At 72.8% G+C, this 23,229-nt stretch carries 20 protein-coding genes; 6 read left to right on the top strand and 14 right to left on the bottom strand.

Going from position 1 to position 23,229, the window contains the following annotated elements; translation table 11 throughout:
- Positions 1–115: 115 nt before the first annotated feature.
- The 3 genes from BIV03_RS17995 to BIV03_RS18005 are packed head-to-tail and all read right to left on the bottom strand — an operon-like array spanning position 116 to position 2,778.
- On the bottom strand, positions 116–733 hold the full coding sequence (locus BIV03_RS17995) for a uracil-DNA glycosylase (protein ID WP_071296666.1): 618 nt from the start codon (positions 731–733) through the stop codon (positions 116–118).
- A complete protein-coding gene (locus BIV03_RS18000) occupies positions 730–1,932 on the bottom strand; it encodes a glycosyltransferase (protein ID WP_071296667.1) in 1,203 nt (400 codons plus the stop codon). Before BIV03_RS18000 ends, BIV03_RS17995 begins: the two co-directional genes overlap by 4 nt.
- A gap of 9 nt (positions 1,933–1,941) precedes the next feature.
- Positions 1,942–2,778, bottom strand: coding sequence for a DUF429 domain-containing protein (locus BIV03_RS18005; protein ID WP_071296668.1), 837 nt, complete (start codon positions 2,776–2,778; stop codon positions 1,942–1,944).
- A 231-nt stretch (positions 2,779–3,009) separates the two neighbouring features.
- Here BIV03_RS18005 and ligD point away from each other — a divergent pair, with 231 nt between their 5' ends.
- Complete coding sequence (ligD, locus tag BIV03_RS18010; protein ID WP_071296669.1) at positions 3,010–4,029, top strand: non-homologous end-joining DNA ligase; 1,020 nt, start codon at positions 3,010–3,012, stop codon at positions 4,027–4,029.
- A gap of 5 nt (positions 4,030–4,034) precedes the next feature.
- Here ligD and BIV03_RS19980 read toward each other — a convergent pair whose 3' ends face one another.
- Both BIV03_RS19980 and BIV03_RS18015 read right to left on the bottom strand, forming a co-directional pair.
- A complete protein-coding gene (locus tag BIV03_RS19980) occupies positions 4,035–4,178 on the bottom strand; it encodes a hypothetical protein (RefSeq protein ID WP_175473622.1) in 144 nt (47 codons plus the stop codon).
- Positions 4,179–4,260: 82 nt separating this feature from the next.
- Positions 4,261–5,310: an ATP-dependent DNA ligase gene (locus BIV03_RS18015; protein ID WP_071296670.1), complete on the bottom strand. Its 1,050-nt coding sequence runs from the start codon at positions 5,308–5,310 to the stop codon at positions 4,261–4,263.
- A gap of 120 nt (positions 5,311–5,430) precedes the next feature.
- Here BIV03_RS18015 and BIV03_RS18020 point away from each other — a divergent pair, with 120 nt between their 5' ends.
- Positions 5,431–6,474, top strand: coding sequence for an MBL fold metallo-hydrolase (locus BIV03_RS18020; protein ID WP_071296671.1), 1,044 nt, complete (start codon positions 5,431–5,433; stop codon positions 6,472–6,474).
- Positions 6,475–6,617: 143 nt separating this feature from the next.
- Here the strand turns inward: BIV03_RS18020 and BIV03_RS18025 are convergent, their stop codons facing one another.
- The 5 genes from BIV03_RS18025 to BIV03_RS18045 all read right to left on the bottom strand — a co-directional run bounded on the left by BIV03_RS18025 (position 6,618) and on the right by BIV03_RS18045 (position 13,220).
- Positions 6,618–7,250 (bottom strand): FMN-dependent NADH-azoreductase, encoded by a 633-nt coding sequence (locus BIV03_RS18025; RefSeq protein WP_070418597.1) that lies wholly within the window; start codon positions 7,248–7,250, stop codon positions 6,618–6,620.
- A gap of 133 nt (positions 7,251–7,383) precedes the next feature.
- Entirely contained in the window at positions 7,384–9,015 is a 1,632-nt protein-coding gene (locus BIV03_RS18030; protein WP_071296672.1) for a putative Ig domain-containing protein, read from the bottom strand.
- A 200-nt stretch (positions 9,016–9,215) separates the two neighbouring features.
- Entirely contained in the window at positions 9,216–10,049 is an 834-nt protein-coding gene (locus BIV03_RS18035; protein ID WP_071296673.1) for a hypothetical protein, read from the bottom strand.
- Positions 10,050–10,216: 167 nt separating this feature from the next.
- Positions 10,217–12,124, bottom strand: coding sequence for a hypothetical protein (locus BIV03_RS18040; RefSeq protein ID WP_071296674.1), 1,908 nt, complete (start codon positions 12,122–12,124; stop codon positions 10,217–10,219).
- Between the two features lie 193 nt (positions 12,125–12,317).
- Positions 12,318–13,220: a LysR family transcriptional regulator gene (locus tag BIV03_RS18045; protein WP_070418601.1), complete on the bottom strand. Its 903-nt coding sequence runs from the start codon at positions 13,218–13,220 to the stop codon at positions 12,318–12,320.
- 81 nt (positions 13,221–13,301) lie between these two features.
- On the opposite strand from BIV03_RS18045, the gene BIV03_RS18050 reads away from it, so the two are divergent.
- The 3 genes from BIV03_RS18050 (at position 13,302) to BIV03_RS19985 (ending at position 17,606) form a co-directional block, all read left to right on the top strand.
- Positions 13,302–16,763: a bifunctional proline dehydrogenase/L-glutamate gamma-semialdehyde dehydrogenase gene (locus tag BIV03_RS18050; RefSeq protein ID WP_071296675.1), complete on the top strand. Its 3,462-nt coding sequence runs from the start codon at positions 13,302–13,304 to the stop codon at positions 16,761–16,763.
- A gap of 233 nt (positions 16,764–16,996) precedes the next feature.
- Positions 16,997–17,437, top strand: coding sequence for a VOC family protein (locus BIV03_RS18055; RefSeq protein WP_071296676.1), 441 nt, complete (start codon positions 16,997–16,999; stop codon positions 17,435–17,437).
- Positions 17,438–17,456: 19 nt separating this feature from the next.
- The gene (locus BIV03_RS19985) at positions 17,457–17,606 is read left to right on the top strand and encodes a hypothetical protein (RefSeq protein WP_175475986.1); all 150 of its coding nucleotides are present in this window, start codon (positions 17,457–17,459) and stop codon (positions 17,604–17,606) included.
- On the opposite strand, the gene BIV03_RS18060 is transcribed toward BIV03_RS19985, so the two are convergent.
- Together BIV03_RS18060 and BIV03_RS18065 are read right to left on the bottom strand one after the other, a co-directional pair.
- The gene (locus tag BIV03_RS18060; protein WP_071296677.1) at positions 17,594–18,052 is read right to left on the bottom strand and encodes a thioesterase family protein; all 459 of its coding nucleotides are present in this window, start codon (positions 18,050–18,052) and stop codon (positions 17,594–17,596) included. The genes BIV03_RS19985 and BIV03_RS18060 overlap by 13 nt on opposite strands.
- The gene (locus BIV03_RS18065) at positions 18,049–18,624 is read right to left on the bottom strand and encodes a QsdR family transcriptional regulator (protein ID WP_071296678.1); all 576 of its coding nucleotides are present in this window, start codon (positions 18,622–18,624) and stop codon (positions 18,049–18,051) included. Before BIV03_RS18065 ends, BIV03_RS18060 begins: the two co-directional genes overlap by 4 nt.
- Positions 18,625–18,670: 46 nt before the next feature.
- On the opposite strand from BIV03_RS18065, the gene BIV03_RS18070 reads away from it, so the two are divergent.
- A complete protein-coding gene (locus BIV03_RS18070; protein WP_071296679.1) occupies positions 18,671–19,864 on the top strand; it encodes an acyl-CoA dehydrogenase family protein in 1,194 nt (397 codons plus the stop codon).
- 207 nt (positions 19,865–20,071) lie between these two features.
- Here the strand turns inward: BIV03_RS18070 and BIV03_RS18075 are convergent, their stop codons facing one another.
- Together BIV03_RS18075 and BIV03_RS18080 are read right to left on the bottom strand one after the other, a co-directional pair.
- Positions 20,072–22,183 (bottom strand): alpha/beta fold hydrolase, encoded by a 2,112-nt coding sequence (locus BIV03_RS18075; RefSeq protein ID WP_071296680.1) that lies wholly within the window; start codon positions 22,181–22,183, stop codon positions 20,072–20,074.
- Positions 22,184–22,243: 60 nt separating this feature from the next.
- The gene (locus BIV03_RS18080; protein ID WP_071296681.1) at positions 22,244–23,116 is read right to left on the bottom strand and encodes a patatin-like phospholipase family protein; all 873 of its coding nucleotides are present in this window, start codon (positions 23,114–23,116) and stop codon (positions 22,244–22,246) included.
- Between the last annotated feature and the right edge of the window lie 113 nt (positions 23,117–23,229).

The following is a 23,229-nucleotide window of genomic DNA, read 5'->3' on the forward strand; positions in this document are numbered from 1 at the left end:
CCGCGCGCCGCGCCCCTGCGAGCCGAGACTCGGCTGCGCGGACACCCTCGTGCGGGATCGGCCGCGAAACTGTCCGCCCAGCCGAGTCTCGCCGCACCCGCACCCGCCCGCGCGCTCAGCGGCGGAGCGCCAGCGCCTGCTCCGTGAACTGCGCGGCCCCGCCCTGCGCCGGGTGCCGCACCGCCACTGCGTCGATCCCCGCCAGCGCCAACGCGCCCTGCGCCTTCCGCCCCACCGCGACGACCCGCACGTCATCGCTGCCCGGACCGGCCCGCATCGCATCGAGCAGCGCGAGCGCGACGGGCGCGCCCTCCCGGACCTCGGTCGGCCGTGGCGTCCGGTTCGTCAGCCGGTCCGGGGCGGCGAACGGGTGGTGCGGGAAGATCGCCCACGTCATCGGGAGCGCACCGTGCCACGACGCCAGGGCAGCCTGCACGACGCGGGACGATGCCTCCCACGGGGCGGTCGGCTCCGGCGGGACGAGGTAGTCCGGCCCGAGCTCCCGCATGCTCGTGAACGGCACGCCGGTGTTCGTCATGCCGCGCCAGCCCGGGGCCTCGGCGACGAGGAGCGTGTCCGCCCGGGCTCCGACGGTCGAGAGGTACCGCTCGAGGTTCGCCCGACGTAGCCGCCCGGCAGCGGTCGACACGTCGTACAGCGCCTCGGCGTCGTCCGCGACCGGCACGGCGTCGAGCGCTGCCCAGAACGCGTCGAACCGCCCGGCGCCGGTCACGCGCGTCCCAGCACCCGGCGGTACACGTCCTCGAGCCCGGCGGCCGAGCGCTCCCAGCTGAGGCGCTCCGCGTGCTCCCGGCCGGCCGCGGCCAGCGACGCCGCGTACGACGCGTCCGTCAGGATCCGCTCCGTCTCCGCCGCCCAGACGGCCGGGTCGCGGGACTCGAGCACCACGCCGGTCTCGCCGTCGACCACGGCCTCCCGCAGTCCTCCGGCAGCGGCGGCCACGACGGGCACCCCGGACGCGGAGCCCTCGAGCGCGACGAGGCCGTACGTCTCCGAGTGCGACGGGACCAGCACGGCTGCCGCGCCCCGGAACAGGAACGCCAGGTCGGCCCGCGACTGCGGACCGACGAACGTCACGCGGTCGGCGATCCCGAGGCGGGCCGCGAGCCGACGCAGTTCGTCCACGTAGTCACCCGCCTCGCTCGAGGCGTCCCCGGCGATGACGAGGGTGGGTCGCGCCTCCTGGCTGATGCCGGCGATCGCCTCGATCGCGAGGTCCAGCCCCTTCAACGGCTGCACCCGCGCGGCGGCGACCACGTACGGGACGTCCGCGCGGCGGGCACCGGCGGCGGACGGACGGAACACCGACCCGTCGACGCCCGGCGGCACGATCCAGATGCGCCCGGTCTCGCCGCCGAGCCGCGTGCGGACGGTGTCGGCCTCGGCCGAGGACACGACGACGACCGCGTCGGACTCGTGCGCGAGCATGCGCTCGCCGGCCATCCGTCCGTCGGACTCCGGGCGCTCGCCCTCGGACAGCGGCGTGTCGCTGTCTGCGGCGATCGAGTGGAAGGACTGCACGTGGGGGATGTCCCGCTCGCGGGCCACGGGGAGTGCGGCCGCGCCGGAGAACCAGTGGTGCGAGTGGAGCACGTCGAACGGGCCGAGGTGCTCGAGCTCGCGGCGGAACGGCTCGATGAACGCGTCGTGCTCGCCCTTGGGCACCGGCTCGGCGGGCCCCGCCGACAGGAACCGTAGGCAGACGCCCGGCACGAGCGACACCGAGTCCGGCTGCGTCGGCGACGAGCGGCGCGTGATGATGTCGACGTGGTGGCCGCGGTCGGCGAGGGCCTCGGCCTGGTGGCGGACGACGACGTTCATGCCGCCGACCTCGCCGGAGCCGGGTTCGTCGCCGGGGGAGGTGTGCAGCGACACCAGCCCGATGCGCAGGGGTTCGGTGGTGGTGCTCACCGCGCAAGCCTATCCGCGCGTCGGCCGCTGCGACGGGCGCGCGGGCGCCACCACGACGGGCCGTCGGCCCGCCTCGTCCACGGGGTCGGACGGGAGGCACGGATCGCCTCCCAGGATCTGCACGCGGTCGTCGCCGTGTCGCTCCCAGAACGCGGCCGTCCAGGCGCAGAGGGCCCCGTCGAGCAGGTCCTCCCGGTGCTTGTGCGTCGGCCCGTGGATCCCGGAGGGTTCGGCGAGCGCCCGGGTGAGCGGATGCGTGTCGAGCCGGAGCGGAGGGTCCAGCGGCGTCGCGCGCAGCCGACGCACGAGCTCGTCGAACGCCTCCGCTCGTCGTGCCCGGGCCGTCGCCGGCGGGACGTGCAGGTCGAGACGCTTGTACCGCGGCCGCTCGACGCCGTAGCCGAGCTCCTCGACCCCGACGAGGGTCGTGTACGGGTAGCACTCGAACACCGCCGGACCGGTGCGCTCCCGCATTGCCGCGGTCGACGACACGTACCCGACGCCCAGGGCCGTCAGCCGCTCGAGCAGGCGGGCCCCGGCGCTCGCCGCCGACGCGAGGTTCGTCGGGTTCGCCGCGACCTTCCACCGGCCGTAGCGCTGGCCCACCTGCCGTTCGGCCTCGCGGATGCCGGTCGGGTTCGTCACGACGAGTGAGGCGTCCACGGCGATGAGGGAGCGCTCGCCGAGGTGCCCGGCGATCCAGTCGGTGACGGCGTCGACGCCCCGGGCCCAGCCGGCGTCGGTGACCGCTCCGTCGGTGTCCATCGCGACGAGTCCGGTCTCGTTCGGTGCGCGGGTCGCGGTGCCGAGTCCCCATGCCAGGTCCACCCCGAGGTACGCGTTCACCCGTCCATCGTGCACCCGGGCGGGCGGGACATGCCGCGCGCGGTTCGCCGAGCGGGCGGAACCGGCCGGTCAGGCACGCCGAGCGTGACGCATTTCGCCCGCTCGACCCCGACCGACCCCGATCCCGCCCGCGACCCCGACCGACCCCGACCCCGACCCAGCCCGCGCCCCCGACCGACCCGGACCGGGGGCTGCGGCCGGGCCCGGGCCCGCCCGTGTACGGTCCGCTGCATGGCGAGCGAAGCGACGACGCTGACGGTCCCGGGGCCGGACGGCGACCGGGAGGTCCGGATCAGCAGCCCCTCCCGCGTGCTCTGGCCCGAGCCCGGCATCACGAAGCTCGACCTGGCGGAGTACCTCGTCGCCGTCGGTGACGCGTTCGTCCGGGCCAACGGCGACCGCCCGATCTCGCTGCAGCGGTTCCCGGGCGGCGTCGACGGCGAGCAGTTCTTCTCGAAGAACCCGCCGAAGGGCGCGCCCGAGTACGTCCGCGCGGTCACCGTCACCTACCCGAGCGGCCGGCAGCACCCGCAGCTCGTGGTGGACGAGCCGGCCGTCGCGGTGTGGGCCGCGCAGATGAACACCGTCGTGTTCCACCCGTGGGCCTCGCGCACCGGGGACCCCGACCACCCGGACCAGCTCCGCATCGACCTCGACCCGCAGCCCGGTACCGACTTCCAAGACACCGTCCCCGTCGCGCACGAACTCCGGAAGGTGCTCGACGAGGTCGGGCTGACGGCGTGGATCAAGACGAGCGGAAACCGCGGGCTGCACGTCTTCGCGCCGATCCTGCCCGAGTACGAGTTCCTCGACGTCCGGCACGCGGTCATCGCCGCCGCACGCGAACTCGAGCGACGGATGCCGGACCGGGTGACGACCGCGTGGTGGAAGGAGGAGCGCGGGGAGCGCGTCTTCGTCGACTTCAACCAGGCGAACCGCGACCGGACGATGGCCGGTGCCTACAGTCCCCGTGCCCTCGCGCACGCGGCCGTGTCGACGCCGATCGCGTGGGACGAACTCGACGACGCCGATCCCACGGCGTTCACGATCCGGTCGGTGCCGGAGCGGCTGCGGACCACGAGCGACCCGTGGCAGGCGATGCACGACGATCCCGCGAGCATCGCACCGCTGCTGGCGTGGTGGGAGCGCGACCTGGAGAACGGCGAGGGCGAGCTGCCCTTCCCGCCGGACTTCCCGAAGATGCCGGGGGAGCCGCCGCGCGTGCAACCGTCACGCGCGAAGAAGGCCTGACCGGGTCAGACGGCGGCGCAGTCCTCGGCGCGGCCCTCGGGCTCGGCGACGCGCGTGGTGTGTGTCGGGAGCGAGACGCTCGCCGTGTGCAGGCGCGTCAGTCGGGACCAGGTCCCGCGGTGGGCGTCGCTGATGCCGTCGATGATCATGTCCCGCTCCCGTCTGCTCGATGCGGATGCATCCGCATGGAAGAAGTTACCTAGTTAGCCTAACTACATCAATCGTCGAGCGTCAATCGGACAGCAGCACGGCGTCGAGGTCGTACGCCGCCGGGACCTCGAGCTGGTCGAAGCCGCACGAGGCAGCCTCGCGGTCGGGACGCCACCGCTCGAACTGGACCGTGTGCCGGAACCGATCGCCCTCCATCTGGTCGTACCGCACCTCCAGGACCAGCGACGGCGCCAGCCGGACGAACGACGTGTCGCGACCCGACGAGAACCGCGAGCGTTCCCCGTCACCGGTGACGGGCCTCCCGTCCGCATCCCGGAGGACCACCCGGTCGAGCTCGTCCACCAACTCGACCCGTCGCTTGTCGGAGAAGGCGGACACGCCGCCCACCTGCCGGAGCTCGCCGTCGTCGCCGTACAACCCGACGAGCAGCGAGCCGACGCCGGTCCCGCTCTTGTGCACGCGGTACCCGATCGCGACGACGTCGGCCGTGCGGTGGTGCTTGACCTTGAGCATGGTGCGCTTGTTCGGCTCGTACGGCTTCGCCCGGGGCTTCGCGACGACACCGTCGAGCCCGGCGCCCTCGAACGTGGTCAGCCACTCGCGGGCGAGGTCGACGTCGAGCGTGGTGCGCGTGACGAACAGCGGGTCGGACATGTCCTGCGACAGCGTGTCCAGGCGCGACCGACGCTCGTCGAACGGCAGGTCCAGGAGCTCCGTACCGTCCACCGCGAGCAGGTCGAACGCCACGAACTGCGCGGGTGTCTCGGCTCTGAGCTTCGCGATCCGCGAGGCCGCGGGGTGGATCCGCTGCGACAGCGCCTCCCAGTCGAGCCGCTCCGCGCCGGCGTCGCCGGAGCGCAGGATCACCTCGCCGTCGAGGACCACCGGGTGCTCGCGGCCACCGAACTGTGCGCGGAAGGCCTCGACGAGCTCGGGGAAGTACCGGGTGAGGGGCTTCGCACCGCGGCTGCCGATCTCCACGTCGTCGCCGTCGATGGTCACGATGCCGCGGAACCCGTCCCACTTCGGCTCGTACCGGAGTCCGCCGCGCACGCTGTCGGGTTCGGGGACGGTGGGGACGGCCTTGGCGAGCATCGGTGCGATCTCCATGCGTCCTGTCTACTCGGGCGGCCGCGTCCGTCCGGCAGGTGTCGCTCCGTCGTCGGGTGGCCGTGGCCCTGGAGGCGCGGCTCGGCCCGGTCGCGACCCGCACCTCAGTAGGGTGGTCGCGTGACGACCGTGCCCCCGCCGGCAGCGCCGGCACCGGAACCGATCAGTCCCGTGCAGGCCGCCGCGCTCCGCGACGGCGTCCTGCCGCCCGTGGAGGAGGTCCGGCCGGGCATCTGGACCCTCGCCGTGCCGTTCCGCTTCGGGGTGCCCGACGCGACGCTCGTGTACGTTCTCGAGGGCTCCGACGGCTCGCTCGCGCTGATCGACCCCGGGTGGACCGCCGACGACGGTCTCGACGTGCTCCGCGACGGCCTCACGGCGATCGGGCGGTCGCTCGACGACGTCGGGCTGGTCGTCGTGACGCACCTGCACGCGGACCACCTCGGTGCCGCGGCGGCGATCCGACGGGCCACCGGCGCCCGGGTCGCCATGCACCGGCTCGAGGTCGAGGCGCTGCACCGGGAGCGGGCGGACGCCGCGGCGAACGACGCCGACATCGCGACGTGGGGACTGCCGGAGCACCTGCGCGCCGGCGTGGTCGAGGCCTGGGGGAGCGGACGATGGATCGGGCTCGGTCGGACGGCGGAGCCCTTCGCGGACCTGCTGCTCGAGGACGGCGACGTGCTGCCGGTCGCCGGTCGGACGATCCGGACGCTGTGGACCCCCGGGCACACCGCCGGACACTGCTGCTTCGTCGACGCGGAGGACGGCCTGCTGTTCACCGGCGACCACGTCCTGCCCCGCATCAACTCCGGGATCGGGCTCGGGGGCCGAACCGCCACGAACCCGCTCGGCGACTACCTGGCCTCGCTCGGACGGCTCGACGGGTACGCCGACCTCGAGGTCTGCCCCGGCCACGAGTACCGCTTCCGTGACGTCGTCGGCCGGGCCCGCACCCTGGCGCGGCACCGCGAGGAACGGTCGCGGCACGTCGCCGACGCGCTCGACGGCCTGTCCTCGCCGACGCTCTACGAGGTGGCGTCCCGGGTGCCCTTCAGCGGGGGCATCGAGTCGATGACGGGGTTCCTGCTCGCGAGCGCGCTGACGCAGACGGCGTTCCACGCGGCGCTGCTCGGTCGCGCGGACGAGGTCCGCCCCGCCTGACCCCGCCGGCCGCAGCGGCCTCGGCGCCGCGGTTCGCACCGCCGTCGCACAACGCAAGTGCCTCCGCGCCGCGGATTGCCGCGGCGCGGATGGACTTCGGTTGTGCGGGGCGCCGCTGCCGCCGCGGGCGCAGGCGCCCCGCGTCAGCCGAGCGTCGCGGCGAGGCGCTCCAGGGTCGTCTTCGCGTCGGCGAACTCCGCGGCGGCGTGGTCCGCGAGCGGCGCGAGGTCGGGCAGCCGGTCCGCCAGGGTCGCACTCACGGTGATCGGGTACGGCTTCATGCCGAGCGCGGTCCCGAGGATGAGGTGCAGGACCGGGGAGCCGTGGTCCCAGCCCTCCGTCGGGGTCCCGGCGTCGTACGTGGCACCCCGGCTGACGACGGTGACGACCGGACGCCCCGCGAGCGGCTGCACGGCACCGGCGAGGACACCCGGCACGTGGATGCGGTCGATCCACGCCTTGAGCGTCGACGGCACGGTGTAGTTGTACAGCGGCGCACCGACCACGACGACGTCGGCGCCGAGGAGTTCGTCGATCACCTCCTGCCGGAGCGCGTCGGCCTCGGGGGCCACGACCTCGTCGTCCGTGCGGTCGGCGGCGGCCCAGTGCAGCGCCGAGGTCTCGAGGTGGGGGAGCTGGTCGACGTGCAGGTCGCGGCGGACGACCGTGTACTCCGGGCCGCGTGCGCGCCAGGCGTCCGCGAAGGCCGCGGTGAGGGCGCGGGAGCGGGAGTGCGCGAGGTCGGCCGAGGAGTCGATGTGCAGGAGCGTGGGCATGGTCCCCACGCTACCGACCGACACCCACCGGATGACGGGAACGGCCCCGCCGCGCCGGTGAGGGGCGAGGCGGGGCCGAGGTGGGCCTCCCGTCAGTCACGCGGGCACGCGACTGGCGGGAGGCGTCTGGGCGTCAGCGCTGGGCGTGACGGCGGCGCAGCGTGCGCACACCGATCAGACCGGCGCCGGCGAGGACGAGCGCGAGGGCCCAGGGGAGGGCACCCGTCGCGTCGGAACCGGTGTAGGCGAGCTGGCCCTTCGCGGTGGTGGGCGTGACGACGGCCACCGTCGGGGTCGTCGGACGCACGTCGACCGCGAACGAGAGCGGCTGCAGCGCGCCGCTCGCGACCGTGAGGGTGTGGATCGACGCGTGCGGGAACGTGACGCCGAAGACGCCCTGCCCCTCGGCGCCGTTCTCCTCGTACGGAGCGACCACGTCGGTGGAGACGTCCGAGGTCACCGTCGGGACGAACGTCGGGTTGCCCTCGTCGTCGAAGTCCGACGCGTCGTTGCCGAAGCGGTCGACGGGCGAGCCGGACACGATGAGCGTGCCGCCCTGCGCCACGGTGGGACGGCCGGTCGGCGTGAGGGTGAGCTCCTCGGGGAAGCCGTCCTCGTCGGTCGACAGGTCGACGGTGTAGATCGAGCCGTCGGGCTGGATGAGCCAGATGCGCTTGTCCCGCGCGGTGATCGACTTCTCGTCGGTCGTGAACGCGGTGATGCCGAACGCGGCGGCGTGGTCGACGGTCAGCTCGACGTACTGCGTGGTCGAGACGTCACCGCTCGTGGCCGTGACGGCGAAGTCGTAGAACGACGCGAGGGTGGCGGTGCCGCTCAGCTCGCCCGTGGTCGGGTCGAACGTGATGCCCTCGGGGAGCTGGTCGTCGACGGTGAAGTCGTCGTCCTCCTCGAAGCCGTACCCGATCGCGATGGAGTCGGCCTGCGACTTCGACTCGACGATCGAGTCGGCGGAGTCCTCCTCGTCGCCGTAGTACCAGTCCAGCTTGTAGGTCGGCGCCGGGTACCCCTGGGCGCGGAACGTGTACGAGAACGGGTCACCGGCGGTGGCCTCGAGGGGCAGCACGTCGACGTCCGCCTCGGTGCCCTCGGTGATGGGCTTGCCGTCCGCGTCGACGAACACCGGGTCCTGCGTGACGACCGCGGAGGGGTCCGAGGTCACGGTCTCCTTGCCGCCGCCCGGCAGGTCGCCGGTCACGGTCACGACGAGCTGCTTGCCCGCCTCGGTCTGGTCGACCGTGAAGGTCTTGGTCTTGGCGATCGTCGTCGGCGTCGGGCCGGCGTCGGCCTCGGTCCAGACGTACTTGAACGAACCGTCCTCGTCGAACCCGGTCGTGTCCGCCGTGAGCTGCGAGCCCACCTTGGTGTCGCCGGAGACGGTGACGGCGGGGTCGGCGGCCAGCGGCGTGACCGGTGCGTCCGTCGACGCGGCCGACGGCGTCTGGTTCCGTGCGGGAGCGGACGGTGCCGTGGTGCTCGTCGGCGTGCTCGTCGGCGCGTCCGTCGCGGTGTCGGTCGGCGCGTCCGTCGGTGCCGGGTCCGTCGGCGCGTCCGTCGGCGTGGTGTCCGTCGGCGCGTCGGTCGGCGTCGGGTCGGCCGGCGCGGTCTGCGTCGGGACCGACGTGTCGGCGCCCTCGGCGTGTGCTGCGGTCGCGGTCGCGATGCCGAGACCGGTCGTCAGCGCGATGAGCGCGGCGGTGGTCCCGAGCGCGCAGGCGCGTCGGACGGTGGAAGTGCTGCGGCGCACGTGTTCCCCCAGGTGTTCAGGTCCGGTCGGGTGCCGGATCGTAAGAATCTGCCGAGAATCCTCGGCCTGATCGGATCGTAGGGGTACGCGCGCGTGCTCGGGAGCACCGAGCACGAAATGTGACCTGGGTTGGGGGTGCGTGCGGGAAACCGCGGGTGGCGTGCCGTCCAGCGCGCCACCCGCGGCTCCCCGTGGTCGACTCAGTGCGCGGCGTGCGCCACCGAGACCGTGAACGACGTGTGCGCGTGCTCCTGGGTCACGGTGAGACGGTGCGACCACGCACCGCTGATCGTGATCGTGTCCTGGGCGCCGGTCCGGGTGACGTGGTCCGACGTGACGTTGCTCGTGACCGTGGACACGTCGCCGCCCTCGTCGGGAGCCTTGATGACGTTGCCCTCGGCGTCGACCGCGACCCCGGTGACGATGAGCTGCTCGAGCCGGACCGCCGGGACGGTCTTGACGACCGTCGCCTTGCTCGTGGGGGTCAGCCGTTGGCGGACGACACCGTTCGGCGCGATGTACCAGATCGGTGCGGTCGTGTTCGGCTGCGAGACGTACGTCCGCACGCCGACCGCTGCCCCCGGGACCACGGTGAGCTGCACGTACGCGTGGGCCTCGACGCCGTTGCGGAGGGCGACGACCTGGAAGTCCCAGATGCCGCTCTCGACCCCCGTGCCGGACAGGACGCCGGTGTTCGTGTTCACCGAGAAGTGGTCGGACGCGCGCGGCGAGTCCGCCGTCGGCCCGGCCGGCTCGTCCATTGCGTAGGCGACCGACCCCGCCTTCGCGTTGGTGGTGAAGGTGTGCGAGAACGCCTTCCCCGCGGTCGCGGTCAGCGCGATCGGGTGGGCGGCGGAGGAGCTCTGCGTGAAGGCGAGCGGCGCGGGCGTCGCCGCGGCGTGCTGGCTCGTGACCGTGGTGCTGGCGGATGCGGCGTCGACGCCGAGGACGGCGGTCGAACCGGCTGCGGCGACGGCGACCGCGACGGCGGTGACGAGGGCCGCGCGACGGCGCGACGACGTGGTGGTGTTCATGAGATCCCCTGGTCGTTCTGTGCAGGGCGGCGATCCGCTCCTGTCAGCGACGACGGTACGACCGCAGGCGTCCCCGGGGCATTCCGGTTCACTCAGGCACGCCGACGATGACGGGAGGCGCGGTGCCAGCTGGCACCGCGCCTCCCGGTCCGCCGGACGGTCGCGTCTCAGGCGCGACGGCGACGCAGCCGGTGGACCAGCAGTCCGCCGCCGGCGGCGAGCAGTCCGAGCGCCCAGGCGAGGGGACCCGAGGTCTCCGCGCCGGTGTAGGCGAGACGGCCGGAGCCCGTGTTCGTGGTGGCTCCCGCCGTCGCCGCGGTCGGGGTGACGTCGAACCGGATGTCCTGCGTGCGGTCCTGGTACGCGACGGTCACGACGTGCGGCGAGGCGTGCTCGAACGTGACCCAGGTCGCGGCGGTGCTCGGGTCGTAGGCGATTCGGTCACTCGCGACGTCGCTCGTGATGGTCAGGTCGTCGTGGTCGGCGACCGCGTTCCCGTAGGCGTCGACCGGCACCGCGAGCACGAGCATGCGCTGCCCCTGCCGTGCGGGGACCGCGTCGACGACCTCCGAACCGCCGTCCGGGGTGCTGTGCGTGATCGTGTCGCCGTCGACCGCCCAGGTCTCCGACTCCGGGTCCCGGTCGGACGGCAGGACCGCGACGACGAGCTTCGCGAAGGCCGCGGGCGACACGGTGACCTCGACGTTCGCGACGGCCTCCTTCCCGCCGCTCGTCGCGACGACCTGGAAGCGGAACGACGTCGCCGCCGTGCCGGTCCCGGTGAGCACGCCCGTGGTCGGGTCGACGGCGAGGTCGAGCCCGTTCCGGGCGTACGTCTCGTCGAAGGGCTCGCCCTGGACCCCGCGGAGCTCGTAGCGGAGGTCGGACGGGTCGGTCGCGCCCGACACGTCGAACGTCCGCGTGAACTCCTCGCCCGCGGTCGGGGTGATGGCGATCGGAGCGTCGGCGGACGACGGGTCGACGAACGCGAACGGCTCGTCGGTGACCACGACCGTGAAGGACGTGGACACGCCGCCCTCGGACACGGTCACCGTGCGGGTGCCCGCCTCGGTGAAGGTCACGAGGTTCGCACCCGCCGGGTCCCACACCGCACGGTCGGACGACACGGTGCTCGTGACGGTCGACCGGGGGTAGTCGTCGTCCTGGTCGCTCCCGGTCACGCGGTTGCCGTAGGCGTCGACCGCGAGACCAGCCAGCGAGAGTGTCGTCCCGGTCGCGACGGGGACGTCGGAGACGATGCGGACTCGTCCCTTGCCGACTGCTTCCTCCCAGATCGTGCCGTCCGGCTCGACCTGCCACAGGCCGGAGGTCTCCTGCGCGGCGACCGAGAAGGTGACACCGACCGGGGCACCGGGCTTCACCGTGAGCTCGACGTACTCGACGGCGGTCTCGGAGCCGCTCGTGGCGATGACCTGGAACGTGTAGGTCCGCAGGGCGTACCGAGGCGACCCGGACAGCGTGCCGGTGGTCCCGTCGAACGAGAAGTCGCTGTTGAAGTCGCCCTGGCCGATGACCGGGCTGCCGTTCGCGCCGCGCACCTTGTACGACACGGTGCCCGACCCGCCCGTCGCGGTGAACGTCCGGGACACGGTGTCGCCCACCGTCGCGGTGAGGACCAGCGGGGCGTCGGCGCTCGTGCCCTCGGGGAAGGCGAGCGCCGCGGCGGCGGACTGGTCCGGAGCCTCCTCGGCCGGCGCGGTCGCCGCGGTCGCCGCGGGTGCGGTCGTGGTGGCGGACGGCTCCGGTGCCGCTGTCGGGTCCGTGGTCGCGTCGGGCGTCGGGACCGGTCCGGGCGACTCGGCGGGGTCGTCGGTGACCACGGGGGGAGTCGTCCCCGTCTCGTCGGCGGTGGGCGACGTGGGGTCGCTCGCCGCGCCTCCCGAGCCGTCGGACGTGCCGGTCGTGACGGTGGTGGCGGGCGTGAGCGATGTCGGAGCCTCGTCGGCCATCGCGCTCGTCGCGCCGATGCCGAACGCCGAGGAGGCAGTGACGATGGCGACGGCTGCGCCGATGGCGGCGCCGCGTCGGACACTGGCGGTGCAGGACTGCTTCATGGGATCCCCCTGGATGCTGTGCGGGGCACCGGGAGGTGCCCTCATCCTGGAGGTGTCGCGGCGCCGACGATCCTGACGACCCGGTACGTCTCGGTCCGGTAACGACGACGGAGCGACCGATCGGTCGCGCTCGGGTCGGTCGCCGTCGGGTCAGTCGCCGACGGTCGGTCGCGCTCGGATCGGTCGCCGACGGTCAGTCGCCGACGGTCGCGGCAGCGCGCTCGAGGGCCGAGCGGAGGGCGCGGACCGCCGGCGACGAGGACCCGGCCGCTCGGACCACCGTGAAGATCGTCCGCCGCGGGTGCTCCGGCAGCTCCACCAACCGGCACGTCGTGGTCCGGCCCGTCCACATGAGGTCCGGCATGAGGCTCGCGGCGTTGCCGGACTCGACGAGCCGGATCTGCGTCTGCAGGTCGGCGGTCTCGTACCGCACGTCGGGCTCGAAACCCCAGCGACGGCAGACCTGCTCGGCGAAGTGCCGCGACGCGGTCCCGCGCGGCTCCATCACCCACGGCAGCGCCGCGGCGTCCTCGATCGACGACACCGGCGCGAGGGCCGTGTCGACCGGGGGCAGCGCCAGACGGACGGCGTCGGTCGTGAGGTCCTCGCGTTGCAGTCCGGGGAGCCGCGGTGCCGCGTGCGCGGGGTACTGCTCGGCGATGACCATGTCGAAGTCCCGGATCCACGTCTCGTGCAGTGCGGTCTCCGGCTCGCGCTGCACCATCTCGATGCGGACGTCCGGGTGCTCGGTCGCCATCGCGTGCAGGGCGTTCGGCATCAGGGCGAGCGCCGCGGACTGGAACACCGCCACCCGGATCCGACCCTGCACGGTCGGCATGGTCTCCTCGACCTCGGACTGCGCCCGCTCGAGGACGTCGAGCACGTGCCCCGCAGCCTGGACGAGCACCTCGGCCTGCGGGGTGAGCTGGAGCCGCCGTCCGGCCTTGCGGAGCAGGGGTACGCCGGCCTCGCGTTCCAGGGCGGAGAGCTGCTGCGAGACGGCCGACGGCGTGAAGTTCACGGCCTCGGCCACGGCGGCGATCGTGCCACGGATCGAGAGCTCCCGGAGGAGGACCAGGCGGCGGACGTCGAGCATGCCGACACTTTAGTGTCGCTGATGGGTATCCGTCACGAAACGTTGCTTCCGCTTCAGCATGGCGGGCTCCACACTGATGCCATGACGACCCTGCACGAGCACCCCGCCACCGACCACGACGCCCTCGCGGACCAGTCCGTCGCGCTCGTGCGACAGTGGCTCGCCGAAGCCGAGACCTACCCGGTCGACGGCTCGGCGAAGCAGCTCGCCGGAGTGCTCGCCGACCCCGCCGGCCTCGACTTCGCCGTCGGGTTCGTCGACGGCGTCGTCCGCCCCGAGGACCTCGGCGTCGCCGCACGCAAGCTCCGTGCGATCGCGCCCGGTGCGCCCGGCTTCCTGCCCGCCGCACTCCGCGGGCTCGTCCGACTCGGCGGCGGGATGGCGCCGGCGCTCCCCGGCGTCGTCGTCCCGATCGCCCGCCGCGTGCTCCGCGAGATGGTCGGCCACCTCATCGTCGACGCGACCGACGCCAAGCTCGGGCCGGCCATCGCGAAGATCAAGCGCGACGGCGTCCGGCTCAACGTCAACCTGCTCGGCGAGGCCGTCCTCGGCGAGGGCGAAGCAGCCCGCCGACTCGAGGGCACGCACAAGCTCCTCGCCCGCGACGACGTCGACTACGTGTCGATCAAGGTCTCCTCCACCGTGCACCCGCACTCCCCGTGGGCGTTCGACCACGCGGTCGAGGACATCATCGAGAAGCTCCGCCCGCTGTTCCGCCGTGCCGCATCGGCGTCCCCGGCGAAGTTCATCAACCTCGACATGGAGGAGTACAAGGACCTCGACCTCACCATCGCGGTCTTCACGAAGCTCCTCGACGAGCCGGAGTTCCTCGGCCTCGAAGCCGGCATCGTGCTCCAGGCGTACCTGCCCGACGCGCTCGCCGCGATGGAGCACCTGCAGGAGTGGTCCGCCGCCCGCCGTGCCCGCGGCGGTGCCGGCATCAAGGTCCGCCTCGTCAAGGGCGCCAACCTGCCGATGGAGCAGGTCGAGGCGTCGGTGCACGGCTGGCCGCTCGCCACCTGGCACACCAAGCAGGACTCCGACACCAACTACAAGCGAGTGCTCGACTGGGCGCTGACGCCGTCGCGCATCGAGAACGTCCGCGTCGGGGTCGCCGGCCACAACCTCTTCGACGTCGCGCACGCCTGGCTGCTCGCCGGGGAGCGCGGCGTCCGGGACGGCATCGAGTTCGAGATGCTGCTCGGCATGGCGCAGGGGCAGGCTTCTGCGGTCAAGAACACCGTCGGATCGCTCCTGCTCTACACGCCCGTCGTGCACCCGCAGGAGTTCGACGTCGCGATCGCGTACCTGATCCGCCGCCTCGAGGAAGGCGCGTCGCAGGAGAACTTCATGTCCGCGGTGTTCTCCCTGGTGTCCTCGCCCGCCCTGTTCGCCCGCGAGGAGGAGCGCTTCCGCGCGTCGCTCGCCCCCCTCGCACTGCCCGGTGGGCTCGATGCCCCCGCATCGCACCGCGTCGCCGACCGCTACGCCGCCGTCGATCGCCCCGGCCCGGGGCACTTCGAGAACACGCCGGACAGCGACCCGTCGGTCGCCGCGGTGCGATCGTGGGGTGCTGCGATCACGGACCGAGTCGCGTCGTCGACGCTCGGCGTCCGTGCCGTCCAGGAGGCGCGGGTCGACTCCGCCACGGCGCTCGACACCGCGCTCGGTCGCGTCCGTGACGCCGGTGCCGTCTGGGGGACCTGGTCCGGTGCCGCGCGTGGCGCGGTGCTCCACGCCGTCGGCGACGCACTCGAGGCGAACCGCGCAGCCCTCGTCGAGGTGATGGCGTCCGAGACCGGCAAGACCATCGACCAGGCCGACCCCGAGGTGTCCGAGGCGATCGACTTCGCGCACTTCTACGGTTCGCTCGCGGCCGAGCTCGACGAGGTCGACGGCGCGTCCTTCACCCCGGCCGCTCTCACGCTCGTCGCGCCGCCGTGGAACTTCCCGGTCGCGATCCCCGCCGGGTCCACCCTCGCCGCGCTCGCGGCCGGGTCCGCCGTCGTGCTGAAGCCCGCGCCGCCCGCCGAGCGCTCCGGTGCCGTCCTCGCGTCGATCATCGAGACCGCACTCGACGCCATGGGCGCCCCGGCCGACGTGCTCGCGTTCCTGCAGGTGTCGGAGAACGACCTCGGGCAGCAGCTCGTCGCGTCGCCGCTCGTCGACCGGGTGATCCTCACCGGGGCGTACGAGACCGCTTCGCTGTTCCGGTCCTTCCGGCCGGACCTGCCGCTGCTCGCCGAGACCTCGGGCAAGAACGCGATCATCGTCACCCCGTCCGCCGACCTCGACCTGGCCGTGAAGGACGTCGTCGCCTCGGCCTTCGGGCACGCGGGGCAGAAGTGCTCGGCCGCGTCCCTCGTCGTGCTCGTCGGCTCGGTCGCCACCTCGCGACGCTTCCGCTCGCAGCTCATCGACGCGGTGTCGTCGCTGACCGTCGGCTACCCGACCGACCCCACCACACAGATGGGGCCGGTCATCGAGCCCGCCGCCGGCAAGCTCCTGGACGGCCTGACGACGCTCGGCGCGGGAGAGTCGTGGGCCGTGCAGCCCGCGAAGCTCGACGACTCCGGCACGCTCTGGAGCCCCGGTGTCCGTGACGGTGTCCGCCGCGGGTCGGCGTTCCACCGCACGGAGTACTTCGGGCCGATCCTCGGCATCATGACCGCGCGCACGCTGGACGAGGCGATCGACATCGTCAACGAGGTCGACTACGGCCTGACCTCGGGCCTGCACTCCCTCGACCGCGCCGAGATCGGCACCTGGCTCGGGCGCATCGAGGCGGGCAACCTCTACGTCAACCGTGGCATCACGGGCGCGATCGTCCGACGCCAGCCGTTCGGCGGGTGGAAGAAGTCGGCCGTCGGTGCCGGGACGAAGGCCGGTGGGCTGAACTACCTGCTCGGGCTCGGGTCCTGGGCGCCTGCTCCGGCCGCGTCCGGTTCGTCTCTCTCGTCCGCGGTCGCCGCGTTCGTCCGTGCCGCCGGGGTGGCGTCGCCGTCGCTCGACCGGGCCGTGGCGTCCGACGAGCAGGCGTGGGCGTCGCTCTTCGGCACGGCGACCGACGTGTCCGCGCTGACGGCGGAGCGGAACATCGCGCGGTACCTGCCGTACCCGGCGGTGCGGGTGCGCCTCGCTGCCTCTGCCTCCGATGACGGGGTCGCCGATCTGGTCCGCGTCGTCGCGGCGTCCGTCCGCGCCGGGACGACGATCGACGTCTCGACCGTGTCGACCCTGCCGGCCGACGTCGCCTCGGCCGTCCGGGCGCTGCCGAACGTCCGGTCGCTGACGCAGTCGCACTCCGACGCGGCGTTCGCCTCGGCGGTGGCGAGTGGTCCGTCCGGGCGCGTGCGGCTCATCGGTGGCGACACGTCGGCGCTGTACACGGCGATCGGTGGTCGGCCGGACGTGGCCGTGTACGGGGAGCCGGTGACCGAGGCCGGGCGCCTCGAGGTCCTGCCGTTCGTGCGGGAGCAGGCGGTGTCGATCACGGCGCACCGCTTCGGCACGCCGAACCACTTGACGGACGACCTGATCTAGGGCGGCTGCGTGCCGCCGGGCGCCGCCGGCCGCACTCGGTCGTCGTACGGGCGATCTCGCTTCGAACCAGGGAACCGACATCGAACCAGGGCACCGGCCTGGTCTGATGTCGGATTCGTGGTTCGACGCGGCGCGCTGTCCGGTGGCCGCACGGTCGGGGCGTCCGGTCAGGTGGGGCGCGTTGCGTCGGGGTGGGCCGGACCCTGCCGGCCCCTTGCCTGAGGAGCACTCCCGTGACCGAACCGTTCGCCCGACCCACCGCACTCGCCCACGTCCGTGTGACCGTGACCGACATCCACCGCAGCAAGGCCTTCTACCAGCAGCTGCTCGGCACCGACCCGGCGATCGACTTCAGCGACCAGATCGACGAGCCGGGCGTCCGCGAGGACCGGGAGCGCTTCTACGGCGGCAGCGTCTTCCGGCTCGGCGACCAGGTGTTCGGGCTCCGTCCAGTCGCGCCGGCGGGCCAGCGGTTCGACTCGGAGACGGTCGGCCTCGACCACGTGAGCTTCGTCGTCGGGTCGGTGGACGAACTCCACGAGGCGGCCGCGCGACTCGACGCGGCCGGGGTGGAGCACGGCGAGGTGACCGACCTCGGTGACGCGGGCATGGTCATCCTGTCGGTGCAGGACCCCGACGACATCAACCTCGAGCTGGCGGCGCTGAAGGGCTGACGCGAGCTATCCTCGACGCATGCGCATCGTGCGGGTCATCGGTCGGGGGATCGGTTTCGTGCTGTCGACCGTCGTGAAGGTGATCGGGACGCGCAACGGCCACGACCCGGCCGGTGACGACCTCGCGGTGCGGCTCAACAACCCCCGCCGCGAGGACTACCGCCCCTGAGGCTCGGGCTCGGGTGACCGTGCGGGCGTCGCCATCGTGGCGGTGACGAGCTCGCGCAGGTCGTCCGGGAGGGGGATCGGCCGACGGGCGCCCTCGCGGTCGATGATGACGTGCGCGAACTCCCCGGTCGCGAGCAGCGCGCCGTCGGACTGGCGGAACAGGCCGAACTCCCACGACAGGCTCGTGTTCCCGAGGTGCTTCGAGCGCATGCCGACCTCGATGACGTCGGGCCACACCGCCGACTCGACGAACCGGCAGCTCGACGACACCAGCACGGCGATCCACTCGGACGCGAACGGGTCGAGGCCGGCTTCCTCGCGGAACCAGTAGGTGGCCGCGTTGTCCATCGCGCTGTAGTAGATCGTGTTGTTCACGTGCCCGAACATGTCGTTGTCGTTCCACCGGGTGGGGTAGAGCCGGACGAAGGGGTAGTCGGCGATGGTCATCGGGCTCCTGTCGTGGTCGGTCGGAGGACGTACTCGAACGTGGCTCGTGCGCGTTCGGGGTCCGGCGTCTGGCCGGAGATGAGGTCGGCGTACGTGAAGGACTCGGAGATCCGGACGAGCAGCCGGGCGAGCTCCTCGGCGGAGAGCGGCGTCGGGTCGAACGCGCCGGCGACGCGTTGCTCCTCGACGAGGGCGGTGACCCGGCCGACGAACCGGCTCTGCACGTCGCTCTCGGTGGTGGTCAGCAGGCGGAGTGCCCGGGCTGGCTCGCGGGTGAGGAACGACCGGAAGTAGGGCGCGTCGATCAGGTCCGCCGTGAACCGGTCGAGCACGTCGACGATGCGCGGGGCCCCGGCGAGAGCCGCCGCGGCGGCCGCCGCGTCGAACGTCGGCACGGCGAGGGACCAGAGGATCTCGGACAGCAACCGGTCACGGTTGCCCACCCACCGGAACAGCGACGTGCGGTCCACGCCGAGCGAGGTGGCGAGCGCGCCCATGTCGATGCGTGAGCCGGCGATGAAGGTGTGTCGCGCCTCCCGGAACGCGCGCAGCGCAGAATCCGATGTGTACACGCGCTCCTCCCTTGCAACGTTTCGCAGAATGATGCACGATCAGTGTATGTCACTGACGACGGCCATCCCCGCGCTCCTCGAGTCCGACTTCTACCGGTTCCAGGAGGGGTTGACCGACCAGGAGCGCGAGTCACTCGGACGGCTGCGCACGTACCTCGAGTCCGACGTGCGCCCGATCGCGGACGAGTACTGGGCGCGCGCCGAGTTCCCGATGCAGGTGATCAAGCCGCTGTCCGAGCTCGGCATGTACGGGCCGGGCATCCCGCTCGTCCGGCAGTTCGAGAACTCGGCGGTCTACCGCGGGTGGGCGGCGCTCGAGCTCGGGCGTGTGGACGCCAGTGTCGCGACGTTCATCGGCGTGCAGTCCGGCCTGGCGATGAACTCGATCGCGGTGGCCGGCAGTGACGAGCAGCAGCAGGAGTGGTTGCCCCGCATGGCCTCCGGCGAGCTCGTCGGGGCGTTCGGGCTGACCGAGCCGCTGTCCGGCAGCGACTCCGCTCGGGGGCTCCGCACGACGGCCCGGCGAGAGGGCGACACGTGGGTGCTCGACGGCGAGAAGCGCTGGATCGGCAACGCGACCTTCGCGGACGTCGTCGTGATCTGGGCGAAGGACGTCGCCGACGGTCAGGTGAAGGGCTTCCTCGTCACGACGGACACGCCGGGGTTCACGGCGACGAAGATCGAGGACAAGATCGCACTCCGCGGGGTGCAGAACGCCGACATCGTCATGACCGGCGTCCGAGTGCCGGAGTCGCGACGGCTGCAGCACGCCGACTCGTTCCGCGCGACCGCCGAAGTGCTCCGCCTGACCCGCACCGAGGTGGCGTGGCAGGCGATCGGCATCGCGGTCGGCGCCTACGAGGCCGCGCTCGACTACGCCCGTTCCCGCGTGCAGTTCGGCAAGCCGATCGCAGCGCACCAGATGGTGCAGGACCTGCTCGTGAAGTCCCTCGCGAACATCACCGCGTCGATCGCTCTGTGCACGCAGGCGTCGGCGATGCAGGACGCCGGCACCGGTGCCGACGAGCACTCGGCGATGGCGAAGGCGTTCGCGACGGCGAAGATGCGCGAGACCGTGGGGTGGTGCCGCGAGGTGCAGGGCGGCAACGGGATCGTGCTCGAGAAGGGTGTCGCGCGGTTCTTCGCCGACGCCGAGGCGATCTACTCGTACGAGGGGACGCGCGAGGTGAACACGCTCATCGTGGGGCGGGCGATCACGGGGCAGGCCGCGTTCGTCTGAGGGGCGGGCCGGGCTGGGGCGCGTGTTCGCGACGTTCCGCGTGTCGATCGACGCGCGGAACGTCGCAAGCCGTGCGGTCACGGTCGGGCCGCGGGTGATGGGTGCGGTGATCGACATTCCACGCGTCGATCGACTCGTGCCGTGTCGCGGATCGCGTGTGACACGCCGCGCGCCGGCACCCCGCGCGCCCGCGCGGCGCCCGCCCCGCTACCCGAGCAACTCCGGCCGCCGCCACTCGCCCCCGAGCACGTGCTGCTCGAGGAACGCGAACACCGTCTCGTACCAGACCACCGCGTGCTGTGGCTTGAGCACCCAGTGGTTCTCGTCCGGGAAGTACAGGAACCGGTGCGGCATCGTCCCGTCGTCCGCCGCGTGGTGCTCCGCCAACTCCGACCAGAGACGCAGCCCCTCGCCGATCGGCACCCGGTAGTCCTTGTCGCCGTGGATCACGAGCATCGGCGACGTGATGTCCGCGACGAACCGGTGCGGGTCGTTCTCGTGCAGCCCGGTCTCGTCGAAGATCGACTGCCAGTACTGCGACATGTCCGTCGTGCCGTTGAACTGGTCGAGCGCCCAGAGGCTGGCGTGCGTGACGATCGCCCGGAACCGGTCGGTGTGCCCGGCGACCCAGTTCGCCATGTAGCCGCCGAAGGACCCGCCCATCGCTGCCGTCCGGGTCTCGTCGACGTCGTCACGGGCGACGACCGCGTCGGTGATCGCCATGAGGTCGGTGAACGGCGCCTGCCCCCACGCGTTCCAGCCGCGGTTGATGAAGTCGAGACCGTACCCGGTCGACAGTGCGGGGTCCGGCAGCAGCACGGCGTACCCGCGGGCCGCGGCGAGCTGCGGGTTCCACCGCCAGGACCACTGGTTCCACGAGTTGAGCGGACCACCGTGGATCCAGAGCAGCAGCGGATGCGGGGCGGTCCCGGCATCGTCGTTCGGCAGGAGGAGCCAGCCGCGGACGCGGGAGCCGTCGGCCGCGGTCGTCTCGACCTCTTCGAGGTGGCCGGGCACCTCGGGCAGCGGCGCCGGGGTCGCCAGGGTCGTCACGGTGCCGTCGGCCTCGATCCGGACGGGGTGCAGCGGCGCGGCCCAGGAGGCACGGAGCGCCACCACGGTCCCGCTCGCCGCCGCCACGCGCAGGCTCGAGTACGCCCAGTCGTCGTGGGTGAGCTGTTCGACGGCGCCGCCGTCGAGCGGGAGCCGGAACACCGGTGCGCGACCGTCGTGGTCCGCCGTCGCCAGGAGCGCACCGTCGTCGTGCGCGAACACGAGCTCGTTCGGCCAACGGTCCCATTCGACCGCGATCCGCCGTGCGTCGGACAGCGCGGACCCGTCGAACCGGGCGACCCAGATCTCCTGCTCGGTCGCACCGCGGGGTGTGAACCGCTCGGTCCGGACCCATGCCAGCGTCCGGCCGTCACGGCTGATCGTCGGCATCTCGTGGTCGACATCGGGGTCGTCGAGCAGCACGGTGCGCGTGCCCGTCGCGACGTCGAACGCGACGATCGTCGAACGGGACCCGCGGGCTTCCTGCACGCCGACCGTGGCCACGACGACCGAACCGTCCGGCGTGACGACCCCGTCGACGTGTTCGAGCGAGCGGCCCGGAGCGGGGGTGAGGTCGGTGAGCACGGGGAGGTGCGTCGGGTAGGAGGGTCCGGCCTCGTCATCGGAAGGATCGGCGGCGGTCGCTGACGGTGTGGTCGCCTTCTCCTGCAGCGTGCCGAGGTCGAGCGTCAGCACGTGCGTCTCGTCGGGGCCGAGGTCGTGGTCCCAGAACCGGACCGGGTACGTCTCGTGCAGGATCGCCTGCACCTTCCGGTCCTTCCGGCGTCCGCGCAGCTCGGCGTCGGCGGCGACCACACCGGTCCGTTCCGTGCCGGCACCCGGCAGCAGCCCGGCCGTGACCGCGATCGTGTCCGAGTGCGATGCGGTGCCGAGGACGCCACCGACCCCGCCCGCGAGCTTCGTGACCGGTCGTGCCTCACCACCGGCGGCGGGGAGGACCCAGAGCTGCGCGGCGTCGCTGTCCTTGTCGCCTTCGCCGTCGGGGCGGCCGGAGACGAACAGCAGGTCACCGGTGCGCGTGAACGAGACGCCGCCTTCGCCCTTGGCCGAGCGCGTCAAGCGCACCGGAGCGGCCGCAGCGTCCGCCGTTCCGGGGACCGCCCAGACCGACCGCCGGTAGCCCGTGCCGTCGGCGTCGAGCACGCTGACGGTCAGCGCGACCCGGGAGCCGTCCGGACTCACAGCGATCCCGTCCACGCGGGGGAGGGCTGTGTACTGGTCGAGGTCCGAGAACGGCGTCGTCATGCACCCACGCTAGCGGCGCTCCCGGAACCCGACACGGTCACTCGGCGGTCTGTGGAGAACTCACGCCCAGAACGCGGCGATGCCCTCGGCCACGGCAGCGCCCTGCGTCCGTCCGGCATCGGCGGCGGGTGCCTGCGTGGACAGCGAGAGCGAGTTCGTGCCGAAGGCCTGCTGCGAGGTGCTGTCGGCGACGACGACCTCGACCGAGCTACCGGCCGCCCGGAGCCCCTCGACCGCGACGTCGAGCCACGGCCCGAGCGGCGACGGCCCCTCGGGACCGCACGCGATCACGAGGACGCGTTCGTACCCGGCGGCGACGTCCGCGTTCGTGGCGGAGCGCATGCCCCCGTCGACGTAGGGGCGGCCCTCGATCCCGACCGGTGACCAGACGAGCGGCACCGAGCAGCTCGCGGCGACGGCGCGGGGGAGCGGCACGGCGTCGGCCGCGGTGAGCACGCGGAAGGTGCCGTCGGTCGCGTCGATCGCGGTGAGGGCGAGCGGCTTCGCCGGCCACTCCGTCGACGGGAGGGTCTCGGCGAAGGTGGCCGTGCGCTCGTCGTCGGTCTGCCCGTCGGTGGTGCGCTGGGCGAGGAGGCCCAGTCGGGCGCGGGCGTCCTGGTCGGACGAGGCTCCGTCGAGCACGGCGCCGACGCGCTGCTGGAAGTCCTCGCCGTCGATCGGGACGGGTTCCTCGTAGGTCGTCGGGACGGCTGCGTGCTGCTGGTCGTACGCCTGCTGCACCGCGCCGTACCGGACGAAGGTGCCGACGACGCTGCCGGCGCTGGACCCGACGACGAGGTCCGCGGCGTCGAGGTCCACCCCGGCGTCCTGCAGGGCGGACAGCACCCCGAGTTCCCAGGCGATGCCGGCGACGCCACCACCGCCGAGGACGAGTGCTCTGGTTCCGGGCGCAGGCGTGGAGACGTCGGTCATGCGTCTTGCTTACCAGGTGCAGACGACGCGCAGGGGCGCGCAACGCGACCTGTGGAGAGCGACCGAGCGCGGCACCGGTCGTGCGCACGGGAGGTCGGGAGGCGCGGTGCGGG

Origin of the sequence: Curtobacterium sp. MCBA15_016, from assembly GCF_001865105.1 — a bacterium.
In the GTDB taxonomy this organism is placed as follows: Bacteria; Actinomycetota; Actinomycetes; order Actinomycetales; family Microbacteriaceae; genus Curtobacterium.

Bases quoted from the DNA above. Each gene is read 5' to 3' on its own strand.
- ligD (WP_071296669.1), top strand. From the start codon at position 3,010: ATGGCGAGCGAAGCGACGACGCTGACGGTCCCGGGGCCGGACGGCGAC.
- BIV03_RS19980 (WP_175473622.1), bottom strand. From the start codon at position 4,178: ATGATCATCGACGGCATCAGCGACGCCCACCGCGGGACCTGGTCCCGA.
- BIV03_RS18015 (WP_071296670.1), bottom strand. From the start codon at position 5,310: ATGGAGATCGCACCGATGCTCGCCAAGGCCGTCCCCACCGTCCCCGAA.
- BIV03_RS18025 (WP_070418597.1), bottom strand. From the start codon at position 7,250: ATGCCCACGCTCCTGCACATCGACTCCTCGGCCGACCTCGCGCACTCC.
- BIV03_RS18035 (WP_071296673.1), bottom strand. From the start codon at position 10,049: ATGAACACCACCACGTCGTCGCGCCGTCGCGCGGCCCTCGTCACCGCC.
- BIV03_RS18040 (WP_071296674.1), bottom strand. From the start codon at position 12,124: ATGAAGCAGTCCTGCACCGCCAGTGTCCGACGCGGCGCCGCCATCGGC.
- BIV03_RS18045 (WP_070418601.1), bottom strand. From the start codon at position 13,220: ATGCTCGACGTCCGCCGCCTGGTCCTCCTCCGGGAGCTCTCGATCCGT.
- BIV03_RS18050 (WP_071296675.1), top strand. From the start codon at position 13,302: ATGACGACCCTGCACGAGCACCCCGCCACCGACCACGACGCCCTCGCG.
- BIV03_RS19985 (WP_175475986.1), top strand. From the start codon at position 17,457: ATGCGCATCGTGCGGGTCATCGGTCGGGGGATCGGTTTCGTGCTGTCG.
- BIV03_RS18060 (WP_071296677.1), bottom strand. From the start codon at position 18,052: ATGACCATCGCCGACTACCCCTTCGTCCGGCTCTACCCCACCCGGTGG.
- BIV03_RS18070 (WP_071296679.1), top strand. From the start codon at position 18,671: ATGTCACTGACGACGGCCATCCCCGCGCTCCTCGAGTCCGACTTCTAC.
- BIV03_RS18075 (WP_071296680.1), bottom strand. From the start codon at position 22,183: ATGACGACGCCGTTCTCGGACCTCGACCAGTACACAGCCCTCCCCCGC.
- BIV03_RS18080 (WP_071296681.1), bottom strand. From the start codon at position 23,116: ATGACCGACGTCTCCACGCCTGCGCCCGGAACCAGAGCACTCGTCCTC.